Below are 22,130 nucleotides of genomic sequence, written 5' to 3'. Positions count from 1 at the left end.
GCTTTGGCAGCCCACAAGGGCTTGGTCTCGGAAGAGGAAATCAGCGGCCTTCGGACGCTTTCCCAGCCCGAATTCAGAAAACTAGCCGAACTCAATTCCAAAATTCGCCTCGCTGATGCTCCTGGTGTTGCGGCTTGGGAATGTGGTATAGTTTGCTGAGTTTTTAGTTTAGCAGAGCATGTTAGCAAATTAAGGTGACTGTAGATGTTGCAAAACTCTGTATCGTGAATCGGGCTGTTTGTTTACCGACTGAAATTGAACAATATAATAGTTGAACCCTTTTTTAGTCATCTACACCAGTTACCAATCATTTTTAACCGAGTCAAAGGGTTTTGCAACGGCTATGATCATTTTGGTGAGCAAGTCGAAAAAGCATGAATGATAATGGCAACATTATCATGCTGCGTTTCTGCTATTGTATTCACAATAGTCAGCATTTACAAAATATTACATTACGTACAACGGCAAAAATGTATAATTCATATGCTAAGGTCAGAAAGTGATGGGTGTAAGTCGATTACTAAGTAAAAGTAAAGTAAACCACATCGTTTATATTTCACCTTTACCTCTCTTTTATTTTAAATACATTATTTAAAAAAATATATTGATCAAATAAGCGTTTATTACTGTTCAATTAATGAAAGAAATTGTAGTAACATTTTAAACTGAATAAACTTATGAATGTCGCCATACATCCGAATGTGAAGTTTGCTAAAGGTAATGAATTCGCATTAAATGTAGCGACTGGAGTTATCACCTATCTTAGCAACGAGCACAAAAAGCGAATTTTAGAACTTAAGGATGGCGAATCAAGAATAGAACCGATAGATATAAGCTTGCTTAGTAATGAAGTGTTAATTATAAAAAATCATTTAGAGAACCATAAGATAAATTTAGAAAGCAAAATTTCCGACTACCTAAATAATGCAGCCGCAATCTGCATTATGCCAACTGAAAAATGCAATTTCAGATGCACTTATTGCTATGAGAGCTTTGAAAAAGGAAAAATGGGTGAAAATACCATAAATTCAATAATAAAATACATTCAAAAAAATGCAAAATTGTACAATTTTTTTAATCTTAGTTGGTTTGGCGGTGAACCGTTACTCCAATACCAAATAATAAAGCGAATAAGCCAAGAGTTTAGAAATCAACAACTATTGAACAAATTCACTGGTTCAATTTCAGTCACAACCAATGGCTCATTGTTGACTGAAGAGGTAGTTAGAGAGTTATCTGATGTGGACATAAACTTAATTCAAATCTCCATTGACGGGCCTCCAGAGATACATGACAAACAGAGGATAACATATAATCAAAAAGGCACATACCATACTATTTTAGCTAATATGGAATACGCCTTGAGGAATAGTAATAGCCACTTTACATTGAGGATCAATCTAGATACAACTAATAGCAACAACTATAAAGCTGTTGCCGATTGGTTAGAGGAAGATATTTCAAAGCGGTTTCAGGAATTTGGAACAAGGGTAGAAATTAGAGTTGTTTCCATATGGAATGCTACAAATACATCAATCGAAGGAATATGCATTCAAGACGAGGAAAGGCTAATTAAATATTTGAGAGTCAAAAGCATACTGTCAAAAACCAATAATCAGTTCTTGGAACAATATGCGCAAGAGGTTTCTCAGATAGGAAGTCTTGCTTGTTACGCAGGGAAGCCAAATCACTATATTGTTGGTTCAGATGGAACGCTCTATAAGTGCACTGTGGCTTTGAAACTAGAGGACAATATCCTAGGATTCATCAAAGAAAATGGAGACTTAAGTATCGATGAGACTAAAGAGGCTAAATGGACGAAGTTAAATTCTTTAACGGATCCACAATGCAATAAATGCAGTTTTTCTCAATCTTGTATGGGAATACACTGCCCATTGACTAGGATGCAAACAAATTCTCAGCCGTGTCCCACGCATAAGAAGTTTATTGATAGCATTCTTGCTTTCGAACCTTATGCACATTCACATTAATCACTCCATCACTAACACTATAGTCACATGGAAACTAAAGTTGTAAACTTTGAAGCTGTGAAGACAGGAATTGCCAACTTATTTGGCGATTACATGGAAGGTAGCACTGATAAAAAAATGTTTTGCATTTTCCCTTCAACGCACGATAATATTGATTTAATAGACCTAATAATTGAAAAAGGAAGTACGCATTATAAAGATTTTAATTACATAGATAATTCTTGCTCCTTTGAAGCTATATCTAATATTGTTAGTCAATATGACAATATTATTTACTTTGAAAACAGCGAAAGCACTCATTCGAAAGAATTGTCAAAATATTTAGATAAAAATCCAAAAGATGTTTTCAAATTTACTAGAATTTTTGATTGGTCATTTGAGTTATTTGAACAAGCGTTTAATGCGAAAAGAGAGACCATTAGACGTATTAATGAGTCTGTCATTTACAAAGGATGGAATTCAAGTGTATGCTCTGTAAAGAGCAACTCGGGGACTGATTTAGAAATCGCTTTAAGCCAACAATATGGCTGGATCAACAGCTATGGTTTAACTATGGGTGGTCATCCTAGTATACTTCCGCCAAGTGAAGCGGCAACATACAGCGATAAAATTAATGGGATATTAGTAGGAGATGGGGCCATAAACACTAACTTTAAATTTGATTATGATCCGCGTTTAGGAGAGTATCCTATAAAAATCGAGTTCAAAGATTCACAAGTGGTTAATTTCGAGTGCCCTAATTACTTTATCCAATCGTTTCTTAAGCAATATTTTTCTATAGGAAATGCAAATAGAGTTGGTGAAGTTGGCTTCGGGACAAATGTGGGCCTAAAATATTTTGTTGATTTTCAGTCTCACTTAAATGAACGGTGGCCCTCATTACATCTTGGGTTAGGTGCACCGAATCAAGGGGAACGAATTGACTGGGGGTCAGTGTATCACCTTGATATAATTACAAATGACACCGTAATAATCTTCGATAATGACATAATTCTTCAAAACAATTCTTATAAGGTAATTGAAGGCAACATCAATTTAGATGGTATCCCAATGGGCTACGCGGATACACTTTAATCAGCCAAAATGAATCAGCAGATTATTACTATTTGCGCTGGCGGTGTGATTGAAACGGCGCTTTTGCCATATCATCTTGTTCATCTTACTGCTCACTACGACCTTAATACAAGAATTGCAATTTCTCAACACGCTGAAAAATTTGTATCAGAATTGTCCTTGCAATGCATTTCCAAAAATGCAGTTTACACTGAAAACAAGGATGTGGACGTTGTAACAGGATTACCCTATCATATCCTGTATTCGCATTGCGATTTATTACTTATAAGACCTGCTACTGCCCGAATCGTTGCTGAATGTGCACTTGGCATTATAACTTGCCCTGTTACACGATTATTTTCATTCGTGGAGAAGAAAAAAATAATCATGTGTTTTATGTTACACCCTAGAATGGAAAAAAATATTTACGCTCAACACATTATAAATTTAAAAAATTTGGGCGTTATGATTTTAGGGTTTGAGGATGAACGGTCAACAGATTGGACAAATATTGAACAGGTAATTTCTCAACGTTTAAATTTGTGTAAAAAGGATGATGTTGAACAAGTACGCATTGTTTATAAATCATGATTTTTATTTACTGCTTGACAAGCACTTATGCCTTTTAGTTAAAGCACTCGGGTTTTCATGTCAAACTTTTGGCAGTGATCTAAATGGTTTATACTCAGTCCCTTTGTGCTACGTGCAATAGCCATCATATTCGGCGTAATGCAAGTAGTCGGGGCTACACCAAGGACCAGTGGCAGGCCTGTGGCCCCCAGGTGTACTTCGCCAGTAACAGTTGCCCTGGCGGCATGAGACGGGCCTAGTGGGAATACTAATGGCAGGACGGTATCCTTCACGCACCATCGTGTGGGCTACGTGCGTCGCGCGAATGACGTTAGCCAAGTTGGCGAAAAAGTGCAATTGGCCTGCCCCCGCTATGCCCGGAGCGTGTAGACCGATGCCGCGCTTAGCTAAAGCCGCGCAAGTAAACTCTACGAGTACGCGTAGGCCGGAGCTATAGAGTACTCTAAAAGTTGAGAGTTACCCCACAACAAGGCGCTCCCCTTGCTGATATAGCCCTAGCTTCATTGATGCGGCGAGCTGTAGCCCAAGGCGGAATGTCGACGGTCGAAGTTAAAGGGGTCGCACGATAGTAGGAACGGAAAACAACGCTAAGCCCTTTTGGACCTGGCAAATGAGCCGATTTGTCTCAATAAGTCAGTATTTGAAGGCATAGCGAGCCGTTGATAGGTGAGATAAGCAAAAGCAACAAACTAGCTTGGTCGAAACCGTTACTTTTTAAAAACGGCCTTAGTAGCGTTAAAACGTACATTTTTTGAGACACCCCGCTCGCCACAAACGCGGGCTCGCTCAAACCACTCCGGCCGGCTCTCCCTACCGTTGTTTTCCTTTCCTACTATTGTGCGACCCCTTAAAGTACGTGTCGAGATAGTAGACCACTTCCAGGCAGGCAAGGGCGCCGCCGTGGGTCAGCAGCTCGGTTTTGAGCGTACTCCAGTCGGATCAGGCTTGCGCATTGTCGTAGGGGTTACCCGGCCGAGCGTAACGGCGCCAGTCTATTCGTTTGGCACGGCGGTGCGTCTTGTGATATCCGCTGGCCTGCTCACGCGCTGCCTGATCCGGGTTCTACGAGCCGGTCGTTCCCCTGTGTCGTCCTTCGGAAAGGTACAATAACGTTTACTTATCAATCACTACATAGGTTCCGATAATGTTCACTTATCATACCTTATCTGTGTTACCTGTAGTTCTCAAAACTTAGGTTCCATAACTGTTCATTATCGGACCTAAGTTTTACGTACTTTTGGCGAGCAGTTACAGCTGGATTTTGGTAATTGCAACAAGCATGATGGCACCAAAGGGAAAAAAGAATCTGCCGGTAGTGACCGGTGAACTGCCGGCTCTGGCGCTGGCCAATGACCTGGCTGGCCAGGTGACCCCGAACGTCGGCCGCTACCTGACTATGGGCCTCGAAGGCGCGAACAACACTCGCCTGGCGTACTCGGCGGACCTGCGCAGCTACGAAGCCTTCTGCGCCGCGCATGAGCTCACGCCCTGGCCGGCCGCCGTGGCCACGCTCGCCAGCTACGTGGCGCACCTGGCCGACATCCCGCGCAAGCTGGCCACCATCAACCGGCACCTGGCCGCCATCGAGAAAAACCACCAGCTCCTCGGGCTTCCCTCGGCCGTCAACGCCCCGGCGCTGGACGTGTTGCGCAAGGGCGTGGCCCGCGTCGTAGGCAAAAAGCAGAAACAGGCTCCGGCCTTCACAGTAGCCCACCTCAAAAAGTGCATCACCGAGCTGGACCTGACCCGCCCGGAAGGAGTACGCGCCCGGGCGCTCCTATTAATAGGTTTCACTGGCGCCTTCCGCCGCTCTGAGTTGGTGGCGCTGAACCTGGAACACATCGAACTGACGGATGCGGCCCTCATCCTAAACCTTCCCAAAAGCAAAACCAACCAAGCTGGCGAGTTGGAGCAAAAAGCGGTTTTTTATGCTTCCAACCCACTTTTCTGCTCTATCCGGGCCTATAAGGCGTGGATAGAAATGCTAGGTGAGCGCACTACTGGCCCGCTATTCGTGTCGCTGGCCCGCGGCAAAACCGGCATGGCGGGCACCCCGTCGCGCCGCCGGCTGTCGGACCGTCGGGTGAACCTGCTCGTGAAGGAGCATTTGGGCGAGAAGTATTCGGCCCACTCCCTGCGGGCTTCCTTCATTACCACGGCCAAGCTCAACGGGCAATCTAACGAGTTCATCAAGAATCAGACGAAGCAGAAAACCGACGCCATGATTAGCCGCTACTCTAGGCTTGATGACATCATTGCCTACAACGCGGCCCACTCGCTGGGTTTGTAATTTGGTGCACCTATTTATAAGGTATGTAAAACCTGCTCCAGCCCCGGCACCCGCTTGATAAGTATCACCAGTCGCAACTTGAATTTCAAGCCGCTGCAGGATGAGCAGCGGGCTGAATACGCCCGCCTGTTTCGGCTGGGCAATGCCAGCTACCGCTACCAGCAGCAAGCGGTTGGAGAAGTTGGAGAAATCACTGAAGCCGACTACCACGACTGACTGGCTCGCAGACCTGCCGCCCAACATGCGTCGCGTGGTCGAGCAGGAAGGCTTTGAGCAAATTAAAAGCCGTTTAGCATTGCGGCGCCATGCACTGGAACGGTGCGACCAAGGCTACTCCGACTTTATGCAAGCTATTCTTTCAACAGATGACTGGACCCGAGTCGGCATTATCTAGTCGGAAACCTGGGGCACTCTGCATCAACGCATGAAAGGTAGCCCCAACGTGAACGGCTAGAGCGCCCTATATTACAAACCTTGCGGCCATGTGAATGCCTCCTGTAGGCTACTTGGGCACAATCCTCTTAACAGAAATTTGATGTCGCAGCTACCCGAAAGCAATGCTGTAAACGTGGCTGCATTATCGGCTGTCTTCGCCGATACGACCAATTCCTACAAATATTATTGGTTTCTGGCCATTCTCGACAGCCTACGCGACAATAGCAATCCGCGTATATCCATGCACGACTTATCCTTACGGATGCTCGCCAGCGTATGGTATCCACTTGATTATTTCAAGCTCTCATTTGGCAGCCGCGACAGCTTCAAGCCCATCGCCAACTTCGTTTCGCAACACTTAGTAGTCGACAACGGTCCCAACGCAGTTCCGCTTCTTAGCCAGTTGAGTGCCCTCCCTACAACCGAGCAGGTAAAGCTACAGCGCTTGGTAAAAAAGCTGATTAACTGGGTACCTTATCGCTTTATTCGGCCCATGTTTGCCCTCGAGGCCCGCGGCTTACACGACCCTAAGGTCAACGCCTTGGTTATCGCGTCGGCTAACGCATCCACCCGCGCACCTTACCGTTTTGAAGGGGATAGTATTGTAATACATGATTTATGGCTACAATACCTCCAACAGCACCAAGCCATTTTACGCGGGTTTACATGCTGGCATCTGGTACGCTTCCTGCAGAAGAACAACCCCAATGTCACGGGTCTGACCGAAAAGCTAGAAAAGCCCGGACTTCGGGATTTGGCTGCTGCCAATGGATTTTGGAAGTCCTATCTACATGCACATTCTGAGTTAACCTGCATTTATTCGGGTCAATTGGTCACGGCTACCAATCTCAGCCTCGACCACTTCCTACCATGGTCCTTTGTAGCCCACGACCAACTCTGGAATATCATTCCTACTCCCAAGAGCATTAATTCCGCTAAAAACAACCTCCTGCCCTCCCTGGAAAGGTACTTTGAACCTTTTGCCCAGCTGCAGTTCGACGCGTTTCAATTCCACGCAGCCAAGGGCCATAGTAAGTTGCTAGAAGATTACCACTTATTGTTCGCCAAGGACTTGGCTACCATTCAGAAGATGGCCTACTCTCAATTTCGCGAAGAGATTCATCGGCAAGTAGTTCCTCGTTTGCAAACCGCGCAGAATCTAGGTTTTACTTATCCCTTTGAGTATAATCTCGCCAGTAAAGTACCTTCCTTAAGCCAATAGTAACGCAAGCTGACGGTAAGCTGTGATAATCTGGGAAGCCGCTTTACGGATCTCCTGAGCCGTTGTGAACCGACCTAGACCAAAGCGAATGGTCCCAAATGCTTGCTCCTGGGTAAGGCCAAGAGCAAGTAGTACGCGCGAAGGCTCAACACTCCCCGACTCACACGCTGCACCGGTGCTGGCCACTAGCTCTGGCAAGTTAGCCAGTAAGGCCTCTGCGTCGAGCCCAGCAAATGTGAGGCTGGTATTGTTAGGAAGGCGTTGTTTAACTGCTCCGTTAACAATAACAATTCTTAGCTCTTCCACCAGAAACTGCTCAAATTCATCTCGTAAGGCTGCCGTTCGCTGGCTTTCTGCCAGCAGTTGCTCAACGGCCAATTCACTTGCTACCCCTAAACCGACAATGAGCGGCACCGGCAAGGTGCCAGACCGCAGTCCACCGGCGTGGCCGCCTCCGTACATTAATGGGGTAAGCGGCAGCCGGCGGCTGCCGCCTCGAACCCACAGTACCCCAATGCCTTTCGGGCCGTACATTTTGTGCCCGCTCAGAGAGAGCAAATCTACCTGCAACTGCGTGACGTTCAACGCGATTTTGCCTGCGGCCTGCGAAGCATCACAATGCATCAAGGCCCCCCGGGCATGAGCCAGCTCGGCCAATTCAGCTAACGGTTGGATGGTACCGATTTCAGAATTGGCTGCTTGAACGGAAACCAGCAGCGTTTCTTCGGTTATTAATTCCTGCGCTTTGTGCAAATCTACACGTCCAGTCTCATCTACAGGTAGGTAAACCAAGTCCCAACCTAGTCCCGCCAAGTACTCGAGGGGGGCTAGCACCGATTTGTGTTCGATGGCTGTGGTCACCAGTCGCCGCCGTGCCCCCCCCCGCTGCTCATGTTGCCGGGCTACCCCTAACAAAGCAAGGTTGTTGCTTTCCGTCGCTCCAGAGGTGAAGACGATTTCTTCCAGTTCACCACCTACAAGAGTGGCAACTTGCGCCTGGGCGATGCTTACTGCAGCTGCTGCTGCTTGTCCCAACTCATGAGGACTCGACGCATTTCCATAACTCTCAGTGAAGAAGGGCATCATCGCTGCGAGGACCTGTGGGTCACACGCAGTCGTCGCATGGTTATCAAGGTAAATCATCAGGTCAAGCGAGCAAAATGGCGTAAATCCTGCTTAATTAGGCGTAGTTTTGAAGGCGGAAGGGACTGCTTTTTTAAAGAAAATAGCCAAGTTCCACTGTTAAAGGTACCCATCCGTTGCTTTGCCCCTCGATTAAATACTAATAATGCGTTTTAGATTTTCTGGTCACGAAAGCTTTCCCTGCCGCTATACATGGCTCCCGAAAGCCTACCGAACCATTCACAGCACCCCCCTCCTTTTTGCCGATGACAACCATGCGATGGTTCAGCTAGGTGTGGGCAAGAACATGGTCAAAGCCATTCGGTTTTGGGTGCAAGCCTTTGGCGTTGCTGAGCAACGCCCGGAGCAGCAAGGATTATTCATCACATCTTTTGGAAACGCTATTTTCAATCCACAAGGGGGGCAAGACCCGTTTTTAGAAGACATTCGAACCCTTTGGCTTCTACATTGGAAAGTATCAACTATAGTTGATGCACCTCTTTTTGCTTGGCACTTTCTGCTTAATCGCTGGCAAAACGCCGAGTTTTCGCGCACCGAAGTCATAGAGGCTTTTGGCGTAGAATCCGACCGGATGGAACGTTCGCTGTCTGACTTTACTAAGCAACAGCATTTTGACATTTTCCTGCACACTTACCTCCCAGTTCGCGCTCGTAAGGGCAATGACATCCTGGAGGAAAACTTGGACTGCCCTTTAACTGAACTCCATTTGGTGATACCTGCCGGAGAGCGAGCAATGGAAGAAGCCGGTAAACGGGAGCAGTTATACGCCTTTCGTCAAGACGCAAAAACCGACGTAACTGGCCCTTTAGTAGCCTATTGCCTGTTCGATTTTTGGCGCAGTTACCGCCGAGAGGAAAAAAGCTTATCCTTTCGAGATATATACGCACTGCCTGGGAGTGTTGGACAAGTCTTTAAGCTGACGGAATTGGACTTACAGAGCCGCTTAGTTGAGTTATCTAAGGACTCTCAGCAGTTTTTTGAGTATCGGGACTCTGCTGCCCTACCCCGATTAGTGAAGACTGGAGAGTTAAACGAACAGGCAGAAGCGCTTTTACTATCAGGGATTTATGGCCGTCCGGCCACCGCTTACTTTGAGGCCCAACCTATAGAGGAGCTTCCAGTGCAGAATTTGACAGGAGGAGAGGAGGTGCACCATGCCTAAATCAGCAGCGACTAGTTTATTTACCGTACACCGGCGTTTTCTTCGCTCTACGCATCTTGAGCGTGATTGGAATGACCCTGAGGCACTTCAGAACTACACGCTTACGCCGCATGCTCAACAGAGCTTGGTGCGGTTGACGACTGGGCTTAAGCCAGGCTCCAGCCTACGTGCATGGCGCATTACTGGCGACTACGGCTCGGGCAAGTCTTCGTTTGCCCTCTTGGTGGCTAATTTATTCACCAAGCCAGCTGAGCAGTTACCGACTACCCTACAACAACAGTTACGCGTTGCGGGGCCGGAGTTGCTAGACTTGGCACCGGCTCTACTTCCCGTGCTCGTAACTGGAAGCAAGGAAGCCATGGGGCGGGCTATTCTCCGTGCCTTGGTTGACGCTTTGCGCAACACGGCAGCAGATGCGGGTCTATTCAATGAGCTTCAGGCTGCAAGTAGTAAAGGGCAGGCCCTGACAGACCTGGAGGTATTGGACTGGGTACAACGGGTGCATCGGCACATAGTGGCCACCCACCAGGCTGGAGGACTCCTGCTCATCCTAGATGAAGCGGGCAAGTTTCTCGAATACGCGGCCGAGCGTCCTGATCAGCAGGATGTGTACTTGTTACAAGGGTTAGCCGAAGCAGCAGCCCGCAGTGGCGATGCGCCCCTGTTCGTGCTGGCTTTGCTGCATCAGGGGATAAGCAGCTATACAGAGTCCTTATCCAAAGCACAGCAGCGGGAGTGGGAAAAAGTTGCTGGCCGCTTCGAAGAAATTACCTGGTACCATCCAGTTGAGCAAGTTGCCTCCCTAGTCGTTAATGCGTTAGGCACGAACTGGAATCAGCTAGGAAGGCAGATAGTAAAGCAGTCCCAGGCAGCCATGCAAGGGGCGCTTAATCAGCGCTGGTATGGGGTAGGTGTGGCTCCCAAGCCATTGCTGGCCTTAGCCGCCCGCATGTTCCCGCTTCACCCCACTGTGCTACCACCGCTGGTGCGACTCTTCGCCAGTTTTGGGCAGAACGAGCGGTCACTATACTCGTTTCTGCTAGGTCCAGACCCGAACGGACTACAAGATTTTACGGAGCGAACTGAGGGCAAAAAATTCTTTCGCCTTCACAACCTCTTCGATTATGCCCGGAGTGCATTCGGCAGCCGACTTTCGGGGTTGAGCTATTATTGGACAGCCATTGATGGTATCATTAACTCTTACTCTGGCGACCAAGAACAAGAACTCGATGTCTTAAAAACTATCGGGCTTCTGAACTTACTCAACACCACTGACCTACTCGCATCAAAGGAAGCTCTAGCTCTCGCACTGGATGACGACAATGACGTAGAAGCGGCCATCGCGCACCTGCAGGACTTACAGCTCCTCTACTTCCGTGGACGCGCTGGTGGATACTGCGTCTGGTCAACATCTAGCGTTAACCTCGACGATGCCCAATTCGAGGCTAAACGGGCGTTAGGTCCCACAACTAATCTACCGGCCCTCATCCGCGACCAGTTGGAGATTCGGCCACTAGTGGCCCGTCGACACTACATCAATACCGGTAACCTTCGCTATTTCGATGTCCGGTATGTAGAAGTTGCTGCCCTGGCTGAACAACTCACAACTGCAACCATTGCCGATGGCTACATTATTGTGCCTCTTTGCGAAACCATGGCGGATGTTGCAGCCGCCAAACGGTTCGCTGAGAGCCCCATCATGGAGCAACGCGCTGATGTACTTGTAGCAGTACCAAGGCCCCTGCGCGGGTTGGCCGCTTACTTAGATGAATTGCGACAATGGGAATGGGTAGAACGCTCTATTGGCGAGCTGCGTCATGATAAATATGCGCGGGGCGAAGTGTCCAAAAAGCTTGCGCGCGCGCGCCAAGCCCTGACTAAGCGACTGCAAGCCGGAGTAGGTTTGCTCAATTCTGACAATGAAGGCAACTTAGTTTGGTACCATCAGGGGCAAGCCCGAACTAATCTGAACTCTGGGCGGGAGGTACTGGCTCTACTCGCTCAGATTTGCGATGACCTCTACTTTCATTCGCCCCGCATTCATAATGAACTTATCAATCGCCGGGGCTTATCCTCGGCGGGGGCTGCTGCACGCTTGCGACTAAGTGAGAAGTTGTTTGAATCGGCTAACCTCCCCTTGTTGGGCATGGACCGGGAGAAACACCCTCCGGAAATGTCGATGTATTTGTCGGTACTGCAGGAAGCTGGGCTTCATCAATTGATTGAAGGCGAGGATAGATGGTCTGTTACCTTACCTGACGAAGAGTATGATAACGCCCACTGTCATATCCTGCCAGCGATGCACCGTATCCATGAGGTTTTGTCTGAGCAGCCAGATACCCGTGTGAGCGTCATGGTTGTGTTCGAGGCGTTGCGGCAGGCTCCATACGGGGTGCGAGATGGGTTGATTCCGTTGTTGCTGGCGGTTTTTGCCGTGATTCATGAACAGGAACTGGCCTTTTACGAAGATGGCTCCTTTATTCCTCGTGTCACGGGCACTAATTACCAGCGCTTAATAAAAGCTCCTGAAACGTTCGATATTCAGTATCACCCTATTACGGGCGTACGCAACGACCTCTTTCATCGGCTGGCCCATGAATTGGAGTTGGGTATGGCTAATACTGACCATGTAGACCTGCTGGATGTAGTAAAGCCTCTGTTCATATTCACGAGTAGACTACCGGAGTATGCCTTGAGGACTACACACCTCTCGCCTACGGCTCGGGCCGTCCGGTCAGTGTTAGTCGTCACTGCTGACCCGGCAAAGCTTATTTTCCACGACTTGCCGAAGGCATGTGGCCTGACCTCCATTGAGGCTCATTCCACAGAAGATGAGAATATCCAACTTGAACGCATTCAACAGTTTGCAACAGCCTTAAAGGAAGCAATAGATGGGTTACGGTCTGCGTATCCCAATTTGCTGACAAGTTTGTCCTCTTTACTGCTGAAAGAGCTGCATCAAAAAGGGAGCTTTGAGCAAATACGTCCAGCCTTGGCGCAACGAGCAAAAAAACTGGCCGGCTTCGTCACTGAAACGCGCTTGAAAAGCTTTTGCTTACGATTGGCAGATACGTCGCTTGCGGAGACGCGCTGGTTGGAATCGTTGGGCAACTTGGTTTGCTCGGTACCACCCGCCAAGTGGAAAGATGCTGATGAGTACAAATTCGAGCAAGAAATACACAAGCTGAGCGCGCAATTCCTGCGCGTGGAAGCTGTTGTTTTTAACGCCAAAGGCTCAGTGCAAGAAGGTGAATCCGTGCGGTTGGCGCTAACCCAGCCCGACGGAGAAGAGCGGGACCAAGTCATCCACTTAGCGCCTGACCAGATACAGGAAATGCAAGCTCTACAAGCGCGGCTTCGTATTTTACTCGAGCATGAAGGGCAAGTCGGCATGGCTGCAGCTACCAGGGTTCTGTGGGAATTAATGGAACAGCACAACGAACAACCAGTCCCTACCATTTAAGCTGCGCCGCCACAGCACGTTCAATGCATTTTAAAGTCACCGCTCGTACGATTCTGCAGCTGGGGTCCGAGCTTATCAGCTCGGACGCCATTGCATTTTATGAGCTTATCAAAAATGCTTTTGATGCTGGCTCTCGAAAAGTAGAAGTACGGGTAGTAATTCGACTTCCCCAGAGCATTGTAACAGATGCCTTGAGTACCCTGGCCACTGTCTCAGAACTGCCTCCTGCGGCCAAGGCTCAACTGCTACAGCGCTTGATGCAGAGCTTAGACATAGAGGCGCCCGAGGCACTTGATTTTAAACAGGCACTCGAGCGTAAGCCCTCCACTGTCGAACTGGTCGATTTACTAAAGCAAGCCAATTACATCCTCGTTAAAGACCAGGGTGAAGGGATGTCCCTATATGATTTAGAGGAAATCTACCTGACTATCGGTACCCGCAACCGACGAAAGCAGCGCGACCACACAGGCACGGATGGTTCATCTAACGATACCCTGCGCCCTATATTGGGCGAAAAGGGCCTTGGCCGCCTCTCCGTCATGCGGTTAGGCGAAGGACTCGTGGTTGAAACCACACGCGCTGAAGAACGCTATTACAACCTGCTGGAAATAGATTGGACCGCGTTTTCTCATGACTCGGATGCATTGCTCGAGAGTATTAACGTTGAGCCAAGACAGGGCCGTTTGAAGGATAAGCCCTCAACCCAAGGCACCAGCATTCGCATTTATGACCTCCGGGCAACTTGGTCAAAGGACAAAGTCGAGGAAATTTCGCGCGAGCAGTTAAGCCGCTTTATCGACCCTTTCGGCCGAACCAATCGAGACTTTATAACCCTCTGGTTTAACAGACAACCAGTTATTCCTATTGGGATAGATAAAATCTTGTTCAGCAATGCACATGCCTTCGTTAAATCTGAACTAGTATTCGACTCCGCTGGCATCCCCTCGCTAATCGGAGAAATTCATTATAAAACGTACGACCGGCACAAAACCTTCGCCCTTACAGGCACGCATTTAGCAACAGTCATCAAAGCTGATAACGCCACTGAATTATTACATAGTCTAGGGCCCTTTTCTGCAGAGCTACACTGGTATAATCGGCAGTTGTTGACTAAAAGCGCGGGCGTTATCGATGCTAAATACATCAAGGAGCTGGTTGCTACTTGGGGTGGCGGGCTGATGGTATACCGGGATGGGTTCCGCGTAAATCCTTACGGGGGGCCGAATGACGACTGGTTGAATCTTGACCCCACGGCCCTCGCTTCGCCTGGCTACAAGCTCAACCGGCGGCAAGTAGTTGGCAAGGTGGATATCACCTCCCGTGGCAATCCGGCCTTACTGGACCAAACTAATCGGGAGGGACTGCGCGACAATGCCGAAAAGCAGGCGCTCGTTGCTTTGCTGCAATATTTCATTTGGAAGGAGCTTAAGCTTTTTCTTGATGCAATAAAAGAGGATGAGCAAGCAAACCTTGCGGCGCTAAGCCTGGGGGAGATTGAGAAACGCATTTACTTAGGACAGCATAGAGTCCGGGAGGCCCTAAAATATTTAACTAATACCTATCCTGCTTTACAGGAGGAAACCGAGGTTATCGCCACAATTGAGGACGTATTGGCGGAAAGTGCAGCCTTGTTCAAAAGCGCCAAAGCCTCGGCGCAGGTCCTAGAAGAACGACTTAGCACTACGATAAATCTGGCCGGCTTGGGCTTGATGATTGATGTCATTGCGCACGAGTTGAACCGGGCAACTCAGCATGCCATCCAAACCATTAACGGCATGACTAGCCAAGAGCTTCCACAGCGCACGGCTAGTTCTATGAGCACTTTACGAGCGCAGCTCAAAACGCTGCAAACGCGCTTAAAAGTACTGGACCCACTAGGCCCTTCCGGCCGGCAGCATAAGACGCTGGTGGATTTGAATAAATTGCTGAAGGAGACTTTCCAACACCACCAAGCTCAATTCGAACGCCACCACATTCAACTTGTGGTAGAAGATGAAGCGGACCAGCAAGAATGGAAAATTCAAGCGGTACCAGGCATGATAATCCAGGTTTTGGAAAATCTAATTAGCAATGCTGTCTACTGGCTCAAGCAGGAACAGATAATTAACAAGCTGCCAAATGCGCAGATAAGTGTCAAAATTGACCGGAGTCGAAAACTGATTTTATTCTCCGACAACGGGCCCGGTATTCCCGTCACCAAGAAGGAAGATGTCTTTCGCCCATTTGTAAGCACTAAACCGCCGGGAGAAGGCAAAGGCTTAGGACTTTACATCTCGCGAGAGATTGCACAATACCATGGCGCGGCTTTGTATCTGCAAGAAGAGGCAAGTCCGACCGATACCGTTTTACACACTTTCGTCCTCGATTTGCAAAACGCTCAATAACTGTTCTATGCTGCCACCCCTACCCGCTATCGATGTTATAACTTCGCTTGCAGCTGCTCCAAAGCGGAAAGCTGCCATCATTGATGATGCATTTGACGATGTAGAAGCTGGGGAAATCAGCGTGGTTCAGTATCTGGAATTCTATCAAATTGCTAACGAGCATGAAGCGTTCGAGCAACTTGTTGCAGAGATGAATTTGACTTTGCCGGATGTTCAAGCAGGCGAAGACCCGCCAATTGGTTTTTTAGAGTTCCTGCAGGAACTGTGGAAACACCGGCAGACTAACGCCAAGTTGAGTGAATTGGTAGATGCTCATTTGTTTGCTGATAAGGTGGGCAAGTTGAACGAACTGGAATCAATTTGCCGGAACCTAGAAGGTTCCGACTTGGAGGTTAGTCGAATCAACTCCCAGGTTGAAGACCCTAGCATCTTCACAAGCGGTGAGTTCGTCTACATATTCATTGACTACAACTTAGGAATTCAACCCGGTGACGCCGCCGTGGCCAATGCCAGAGCAAAGGCACGTGAAATTTATAACAAGTGCCCCAAAGGTCATAAGCCAGTTACTATCCTGATGTCCTCCGAACCAGGTGTTGCGACTCTGATTGACCGGTTTCAGGAGGAAGCGGGCATGCTGGAAGGGGTGTTTCGATTTTCGCCGAAAGAGCAATTGCGTGACCAGCATAAGTTCTCGCTACTGATTCGAGCATATACCCAAGAGTTTGCGAGCAACCACGTGCTGCAAGAGTACATTCAAACGCTTACCAAGGCTGCTAGAAGTGCCTTACGTGAGTTTGAAAAGGAGGTACAGACGCTGCGAATCGAAGATTATGTCTTCATCCAGAACTCTGCCCTACGCGATGAAGCGCAGCCTCTAGGTGATTACCTAGCCTGGTTGTACGGGACCCACTGGGCAAACTTATTGCTGCGCAATGCGGATTTGAGGGCTCAACAGGCCATCATTGATAAAGTGTTTTCAGAAAAGCCGCCCTTGCATCACCGCCTTCCTTCTCCCAAGGTGTCTGATATCTATATGAGTGCCTTGTTTGAAGAAGGACTGGGCCCCATTGAGCTGCATCCTCTGGAGGGAACTGGCAATGGTCAACTGGCAAAGCTACCTTACCTGCATCTGGGTGATTTATTCACAAAGCCAGGGGCCACGGAAGTCTGGATGGTTCTGAATGCGCAATGTGACTTGGAACGCCCCGACGAAAAGAATGCAGACCGAAGCATTTTCCTAGTTCGCGGAATACTTACGCCATTCGATAAAGCTCCCGTTGGCAAAGAGCAGAAAACGGATTTCTTCTCCTTTGAGGACAAGCAATACCGAATCAAGTGGAATGTAAAGCAGGTGGAGACGGTTGCCCACAACAATTTTACAGAGTGGCAGAAAAAAGGAGCATTAGAGCGGCACTTCCGTTTACGCCTGCCCTTTGCGTTAGAGATTCAACAAGCTTTCTCGGCTTCTTTGACTCGTGTAGGAATGCCGGTCTCCCCACCTTTCACTCAAGGCATTGCTTTGGAAGTATTATTCCGAAACGAAGATGATTCAGTCAGTAAGTTTCTAGCTTTAAGTACCGAATATGCCTTCTTACCTGTTACTCGGGAGGGGAATAAGCTGGCACGCCTCACGCTCCATTTTGCACTGGACTTCAAAGAGGCGTTGCTAGCCAAACAGCGAGCATTAAATGACGAAAAGGCGGCTCTTAACGGTGTCCACACCAGTACTTATTTGAGAAAAACACTTGCCAACATAGATACCCTGCTCAGTAAGTTCGATGATTGGTTTTTCGATAAGCCTGGGTTTACCTTTCCATCTACCACCAAAGCGTCCCCCCATTTACTCCAAAATCTTATCGGACTAACCATCGATACGGCAACAAGCTCATTCCCAGCACAGCCTCAATTCGTTATTAATATTATCACCAACGGCTACGCATCAATAGAGGTGCCTAGTGACCCTGGTATCCTCCTTCCGCCAAATGAAAACTAATCTAACCGACCAGCAGCCCCGACATATTCTAAGCCTTTCGGGCGGGAAAGACAGTGCCGCGCTGGCTTACTACATGCGTGACCGGATACCGGATATGGAATACGTTTTCCACGATACCGGTAAGGAGTTGCCCGAGACTCTGGCTTACCTAGACCGCCTGGAGGCTTTGCTTGGGAAACCGATTCACAAGAGCACAGTCGAAAATGGAGACTTTATCGGCTTTGACCAGCTGCTCAAGATATACGGAGGCATGTTGCCCTCCAGCCACCGCCGCTGGTGTACCAGAATGATGAAGCTCGTCCCATTCGAGCGTTTCATCGGCGATGCCTACTGCTTCAATTACGTTGGGCTACGAGCCGATGAAAACCGGTCTGGCTATATTAGTCACAAGCCTAACATTGTACCTGTATACCCTTTCATAGAAGACGGGCTGGTTAAGGCAGACATCGAGCGTATCCTGGAAGAGTCAGGCTTGGGGATGCCTCCTTATACGGAGTGGGGGCGCACCCGCTCTGGGTGCTTCTTCTGCTTTTACCAACAGAAAATAGAGTGGGTGCGGCTAAAAGGAGCACATCCTGATTTGTTCGAGCAGGCTAAAGCCTATGAGAAGCCAGGCAAAAACGCAACTACGACGTTTTACTGGTGTGGAAATGAGCCTTTGGCCGAGCTCGAGAAGCCGGCTCGCATGGAACAGATTCGTCGGGAGCACGCAGCAGCTCAGGAGCGCGCACGTCGTAATGCACCCAACAAAACCTTGTTGAATATTTTGGGGGGAGTAGATGATTATGAGGAGAAAACAGGATGCTTGATTTGCCAGCTATAGTTTCTCATCCTATTCTCCATCGACGTGGCCCATCCAGATACCAGTGAAACAAGCCTGCCAACCGCAGGTCGACTCAAGGATGCAGCGACCAACTGGGTTCGCTTCGTACGCAAATACGGCCCCATTCCAGCCAACGATTCTGCTTTTGAGGAGCATACCGGACGCGCTGCCAAGCGTGCCGGTGTCGCGCCAATATTGTTTCCTCACCCCCGTTTCGCGGAAGTGCTATCATGCCTGACCGGTGAATCGCTAGTATCCGTTATTTTGACTGGTACAGCTGGTGACGGAAAGACTCACCTGTGCAGCAAAATCTGGGACCACCTGCAAGGTGAAGCAGCCGTGTGGGCTTCCAATAATCCTTATATCAACTTATCACTTCCTACAGGCGCCACGTTGCACGTGATTAGGGATTTGAGCGCCTGGGTTCCGCCTCAAGGAGCCGAGTGGGAGCCAGAAGCCAGAAACTTGTTGGAGCAGTTTTCTAGTAGCCTGTACTCGGCCCAGACATCAGACTACTTCCTCATCGCCGCCAACGATGGCCAGCTGATTGAAACCTGGCGGCGACTACCTGATTCGCCCGCCGTTAGTCAGGCTCGGATTTTATTTGAGCAGCTTTTAGTGGAAGACCAGGAGGATCAACCCGGCGTGGCCCTTCGGTTTTTCAACCTGTCACGCGGTTCTTCAGCGCAACTCTTTGACTTTGCCGTGGACGCCTTCCTAAGCCATCCGGGGTGGAAGCTTTGCTTTGAGGGCGAGAATGGTGAGTCCATGGCCTTTGGTCCTCAATCACCCATCCGCCGCAACTACGAATTACTGCAAACTCCACTGCTCCAGCAGCGCTTGCGTGACCTCCTGGAACTATGTGACTATAACGATTTGCATATTCCGATCCGGGAGATTCTAGCCTTGCTGGTAAACGCCGTATTGGGTCACTCGGGGAACACGTGCAAAGACCATATAATGGTACCTGCAGATGTAACCCGCATCATTGCTGAGGGCTCTGTGGCCAAGGCCAGCATCTATAATAACCTAATTGGCGGTAATCTGCGCGAGAGCCGCCGGGAAAGCATCGGCGTTTTCAACTACTTGGACCGCTTCCGGCTAGGTCATGAGACGACTAACCGCATCGACTCCATTCTAATCTTTGGGGAAGCCGATGAGGCGCTCCAGCCATATTACGACCAATACCTGGGCAGCGACACCTTCTACGGAGCAGACGCCAGTTACCGCAAGGCCCAAAGCGACTACGTCGAGTCGGCCGACGAGGACCTGAGCAACAGCCGTTTTCTGGAGATGCTGGTCGTGCAGCGACGCGCCCTGTTCTTTAAAATACCTGCCAACGAAGCCGCTGACCTGCACCTGTGGGACTTGACGGTCTTCCGTTTTGCGGGCGAATACTTGGAGAAAGTAGTGCGCACCGTTCATCCCACCATAAAAGGGCGTGTGGACCGGCATATAGTTAGCCGTCTGGTGCGTGGCTTGAACCGGGTCATCGTAGGAATGCTCATCAATGATGACCGTAAGCTATGTCTGGGCACGAGTTTACAGTCCACAGGGGCTAAAGTATCCCGCATTTACGAGGACTCCATCTCCGTGGTGCCCAGCAAAGGGGAGCGGGTGGAAATTGTCTGGCATGGTAATAAGCCCGCACTGCAGGTTACCCTAAGCGAGCAAATTAGTGAGGTATTTCCCTTGAATTTAGTGCGCTACGAGTTCCTTTCTCGCGTGGCTGAAGGCGCACTTCCTAGCAGCTTTTCGAAGGAATGCTACGAGGACGTTCTTTCGTTTAAGAGCCGGCTGCTCACGGCACTCAAAAAGCGCCGCAAAGCTGAAGCGGTTGAAGGCGATGAATTCATTCTCAGCTTTCAGCGGCTACGTCTGGACGAAAACGGCAACCCAGAGCACCGCACTATCCAGCTGAATTTGCCTGCCACTACCTAGAATTTTACTACCCTTCGGCCCTTTTAATATGGGGCATTATGCCTCTGATGTTAATGCCTATGCCCCTACCTTTCCTCTCCGATTCCGACTTGCTGGTTGCCCGACCGCCCAAAGGGCACTATACCCGCATGCTATTCTGGCTGGATGAACAGATCTGGGGGCACCGGGTGTATCCACAAACTCCGTGGCTTATGTTCCTGGAGTGCTTAACTGTCGCGGAGTATTTTTTCCGGGAGGGCAGCTTACTACAGGAACCGGATTCTTATCCGGCTTTGGTGTATCAGCCGCGCCGCCGCATGCGCCTGCGCAATATTCTCTGGAACAACGAGCTGATCAAAAGCTTGGAAGACGAGAAGCTGGATTCTAATACAACTTGGAACAAGTGGCTAGATTGGATGAAGGAAAACGCTATGCACGTTACCGATACCGACTTCTCTTACTTGAAAGGCCGCTTCGAACGCTTCAGCGATTTCGCCTTTTTAGTGGGCATGCTTCGGGACGCTTCGGTTGAAAGCGAGAGCAACAAGCGGTGGACATCCCGCTTTCTCTTTCCCTTTGGAGCCAATGCCATCTATGAGGATCAGGATCTAAAAGGGGACCGGGATTTCAACAACTTCACCCGCACCGGGGAGTTGCTCTACCTGATGTTGTGCCGCAGCGCTGCCGCAGATTCATTGCGGCCTTACCTGCACGACTTTCTGAAAGGTGACAACGAATGGAATCAGCTGCTGACCGTGCTGGAGCGCGAGCCGGAAAAAGGCGATGAAGAGCGTAAGCACAGCTATCTACCCTATAAGCAGCATCCGTGCTTCGACGCGCTGGGGCAGGACTGGCTTAACCTCTTCCAGCTGGGGCTGCCCAACTTTGATGTTCTCAATCACTTAGTAACCCTGGGCGCTTTTCACGTGCTGTTATATCAGCTGCATGTAGCCGCTGAGTGGACGGGGAAAGCCGAGCCGCTCACTTTTCTGTGTGAGGTAGTAGCGCCTAAAAAGACGCTGGTTCGGGAAGTATCCATCATCAATTTCCAAGAGAACAACGGACTCTCCGGCGACGCAGTTCAAGCATATATTACCCGCATCCAGCAGTCTGATGCCTGGCAGCAAGCACTGCAACTGCTTACCCCTGCGGATGTATTTGACGGCTGTCAGCAAGTCCTTCAAAAAGAGATTTGGTGGGACGATGCGGCCGATTACGACCGCAGTCATGACCCGGATGAACTACTGGATTATCTGCGGGAAAAGGCGCAGGTTCGCCACCAGCAACATGCTGGGGAAGTACACCGCACTTTGGGGCGTTTGATCGGCCTAGTGTCCCGGCGCGGCACCAACAAATACCGCTACGCCCCTACGGATGGCTTACTTAAAACCTTGATTTTCGCCAACGTGCCTCATCGCATGGAACTCAAGGAATTCTTCCAAGTCCTTTACTCCCGCTACGGGCTCGTCTTCAGTGAGCGGGAAGCTTCCTTAGTGATTGCAGAAGAGGAATATGACCCAAAACCCTTCGCAGCGAATGCTGCACGCTTAGAATCGCGCTTAAATAGTTTGGGCCTCTTACGCCGCTTATCGGACGGCTGCGCCTACGTGATTAATCCCAACGGCCAGTCATCGCAGGGCCACGCATAATTAGTACGCAT

At 49.2% G+C, this 22,130-nt stretch carries 14 protein-coding genes; 13 read left to right on the top strand and 1 reads right to left on the bottom strand.

Translation table 11 applies throughout. The features are described from left to right. Positions 1-677: 677 nt before the first annotated feature. The 6 genes from E5J99_RS14025 to E5J99_RS14005 all read left to right on the top strand — a co-directional run bounded on the left by E5J99_RS14025 (position 678) and on the right by E5J99_RS14005 (position 7,582). The gene (locus E5J99_RS14025; RefSeq protein ID WP_135498445.1) at positions 678-1,991 is read left to right on the top strand and encodes a radical SAM/SPASM domain-containing protein; all 1,314 of its coding nucleotides are present in this window, start codon (positions 678-680) and stop codon (positions 1,989-1,991) included. Between the two features lie 27 nt (positions 1,992-2,018). Continuing rightward, positions 2,019-3,065: a M29 family metallopeptidase gene (locus tag E5J99_RS14020; RefSeq protein ID WP_135498444.1), complete on the top strand. Its 1,047-nt coding sequence runs from the start codon at positions 2,019-2,021 to the stop codon at positions 3,063-3,065. A gap of 9 nt (positions 3,066-3,074) precedes the next feature. Next, on the top strand, positions 3,075-3,635 hold the full coding sequence (locus E5J99_RS14015) for a flavoprotein (RefSeq protein ID WP_135498443.1): 561 nt from the start codon (positions 3,075-3,077) through the stop codon (positions 3,633-3,635). A 1,279-nt stretch (positions 3,636-4,914) separates the two neighbouring features. Beyond that, entirely contained in the window at positions 4,915-5,925 is a 1,011-nt protein-coding gene (locus tag E5J99_RS14010) for a site-specific integrase (protein ID WP_245318976.1), read from the top strand. A 78-nt stretch (positions 5,926-6,003) separates the two neighbouring features. Beyond that, positions 6,004-6,141: a hypothetical protein gene (locus tag E5J99_RS21325; protein WP_167852139.1), complete on the top strand. Its 138-nt coding sequence runs from the start codon at positions 6,004-6,006 to the stop codon at positions 6,139-6,141. A gap of 319 nt (positions 6,142-6,460) precedes the next feature. Continuing rightward, complete coding sequence (locus E5J99_RS14005) at positions 6,461-7,582, top strand: HNH endonuclease domain-containing protein (protein WP_167852138.1); 1,122 nt, start codon at positions 6,461-6,463, stop codon at positions 7,580-7,582. On the opposite strand, the gene E5J99_RS14000 is transcribed toward E5J99_RS14005, so the two are convergent. After that, on the bottom strand, positions 7,571-8,725 hold the full coding sequence (locus E5J99_RS14000) for a cysteine desulfurase family protein (protein WP_135498442.1): 1,155 nt from the start codon (positions 8,723-8,725) through the stop codon (positions 7,571-7,573). The genes E5J99_RS14005 and E5J99_RS14000 overlap by 12 nt on opposite strands. Before the next feature lie 145 nt (positions 8,726-8,870). On the opposite strand from E5J99_RS14000, the gene E5J99_RS13995 reads away from it, so the two are divergent. The 7 genes from E5J99_RS13995 to E5J99_RS13965 are packed head-to-tail and all read left to right on the top strand — an operon-like array spanning position 8,871 to position 22,119. Continuing rightward, the gene (locus E5J99_RS13995) at positions 8,871-9,887 is read left to right on the top strand and encodes a DUF4007 family protein (RefSeq protein ID WP_135498441.1); all 1,017 of its coding nucleotides are present in this window, start codon (positions 8,871-8,873) and stop codon (positions 9,885-9,887) included. After that, positions 9,880-13,350, top strand: coding sequence for a hypothetical protein (locus tag E5J99_RS13990; RefSeq protein ID WP_135498440.1), 3,471 nt, complete (start codon positions 9,880-9,882; stop codon positions 13,348-13,350). The genes E5J99_RS13995 and E5J99_RS13990 overlap by 8 nt, the downstream gene beginning before the upstream one ends. A 23-nt stretch (positions 13,351-13,373) precedes the next feature. After that, positions 13,374-15,734 (top strand): sensor histidine kinase, encoded by a 2,361-nt coding sequence (locus E5J99_RS13985; protein ID WP_135498439.1) that lies wholly within the window; start codon positions 13,374-13,376, stop codon positions 15,732-15,734. A gap of 7 nt (positions 15,735-15,741) precedes the next feature. Next, positions 15,742-17,727 (top strand): hypothetical protein, encoded by a 1,986-nt coding sequence (locus E5J99_RS13980; RefSeq protein WP_135498438.1) that lies wholly within the window; start codon positions 15,742-15,744, stop codon positions 17,725-17,727. Then, complete coding sequence (locus E5J99_RS13975) at positions 17,717-18,550, top strand: phosphoadenosine phosphosulfate reductase family protein (RefSeq protein ID WP_135498437.1); 834 nt, start codon at positions 17,717-17,719, stop codon at positions 18,548-18,550. Before E5J99_RS13980 ends, E5J99_RS13975 begins: the two co-directional genes overlap by 11 nt. 24 nt (positions 18,551-18,574) lie before the next feature. Beyond that, positions 18,575-20,491 carry a hypothetical protein gene (locus tag E5J99_RS13970; protein WP_135498436.1) on the top strand — a complete coding sequence of 639 codons (1,917 nt, stop codon included), beginning with the start codon at positions 18,575-18,577 and terminating at the stop codon, positions 20,489-20,491. A 59-nt stretch (positions 20,492-20,550) separates the two neighbouring features. Beyond that, complete coding sequence (locus E5J99_RS13965) at positions 20,551-22,119, top strand: hypothetical protein (RefSeq protein ID WP_135498435.1); 1,569 nt, start codon at positions 20,551-20,553, stop codon at positions 22,117-22,119. The last annotated feature ends 11 nt before the right edge of the window (positions 22,120-22,130 follow it).

This window comes from Hymenobacter elongatus, assembly GCF_004745955.1.
Classification (GTDB): Bacteria; Bacteroidota; Bacteroidia; order Cytophagales; family Hymenobacteraceae; genus Hymenobacter; species Hymenobacter elongatus.
The sequence above is the reverse complement of the archived record's forward strand: the minus strand, read 5'-3'. Positions and strand labels throughout refer to the sequence as shown.

What these genes read in the sequence shown, in the direction of transcription:
- E5J99_RS14015 (WP_135498443.1), top strand. Translation starts at nt 3,075, where the DNA reads ATGAATCAGCAGATTATTACTATTTGCGCTGGCGGTGTGATTGAAACG.
- E5J99_RS13980 (WP_135498438.1), top strand. Translation starts at nt 15,742, where the DNA reads ATGCTGCCACCCCTACCCGCTATCGATGTTATAACTTCGCTTGCAGCT.
- E5J99_RS14025 (WP_135498445.1), top strand. Translation starts at nt 678, where the DNA reads ATGAATGTCGCCATACATCCGAATGTGAAGTTTGCTAAAGGTAATGAA.
- E5J99_RS14000 (WP_135498442.1), bottom strand. Translation starts at nt 8,725, where the DNA reads ATGATTTACCTTGATAACCATGCGACGACTGCGTGTGACCCACAGGTC.
- E5J99_RS13975 (WP_135498437.1), top strand. Translation starts at nt 17,717, where the DNA reads ATGAAAACTAATCTAACCGACCAGCAGCCCCGACATATTCTAAGCCTT.
- E5J99_RS13985 (WP_135498439.1), top strand. Translation starts at nt 13,374, where the DNA reads ATGCATTTTAAAGTCACCGCTCGTACGATTCTGCAGCTGGGGTCCGAG.
- E5J99_RS13990 (WP_135498440.1), top strand. Translation starts at nt 9,880, where the DNA reads ATGCCTAAATCAGCAGCGACTAGTTTATTTACCGTACACCGGCGTTTT.
- E5J99_RS13965 (WP_135498435.1), top strand. Translation starts at nt 20,551, where the DNA reads ATGCCCCTACCTTTCCTCTCCGATTCCGACTTGCTGGTTGCCCGACCG.
- E5J99_RS14020 (WP_135498444.1), top strand. Translation starts at nt 2,019, where the DNA reads ATGGAAACTAAAGTTGTAAACTTTGAAGCTGTGAAGACAGGAATTGCC.
- E5J99_RS14010 (WP_245318976.1), top strand. Translation starts at nt 4,915, where the DNA reads ATGATGGCACCAAAGGGAAAAAAGAATCTGCCGGTAGTGACCGGTGAA.
- E5J99_RS13995 (WP_135498441.1), top strand. Translation starts at nt 8,871, where the DNA reads ATGCGTTTTAGATTTTCTGGTCACGAAAGCTTTCCCTGCCGCTATACA.
- E5J99_RS14005 (WP_167852138.1), top strand. Translation starts at nt 6,461, where the DNA reads ATGTCGCAGCTACCCGAAAGCAATGCTGTAAACGTGGCTGCATTATCG.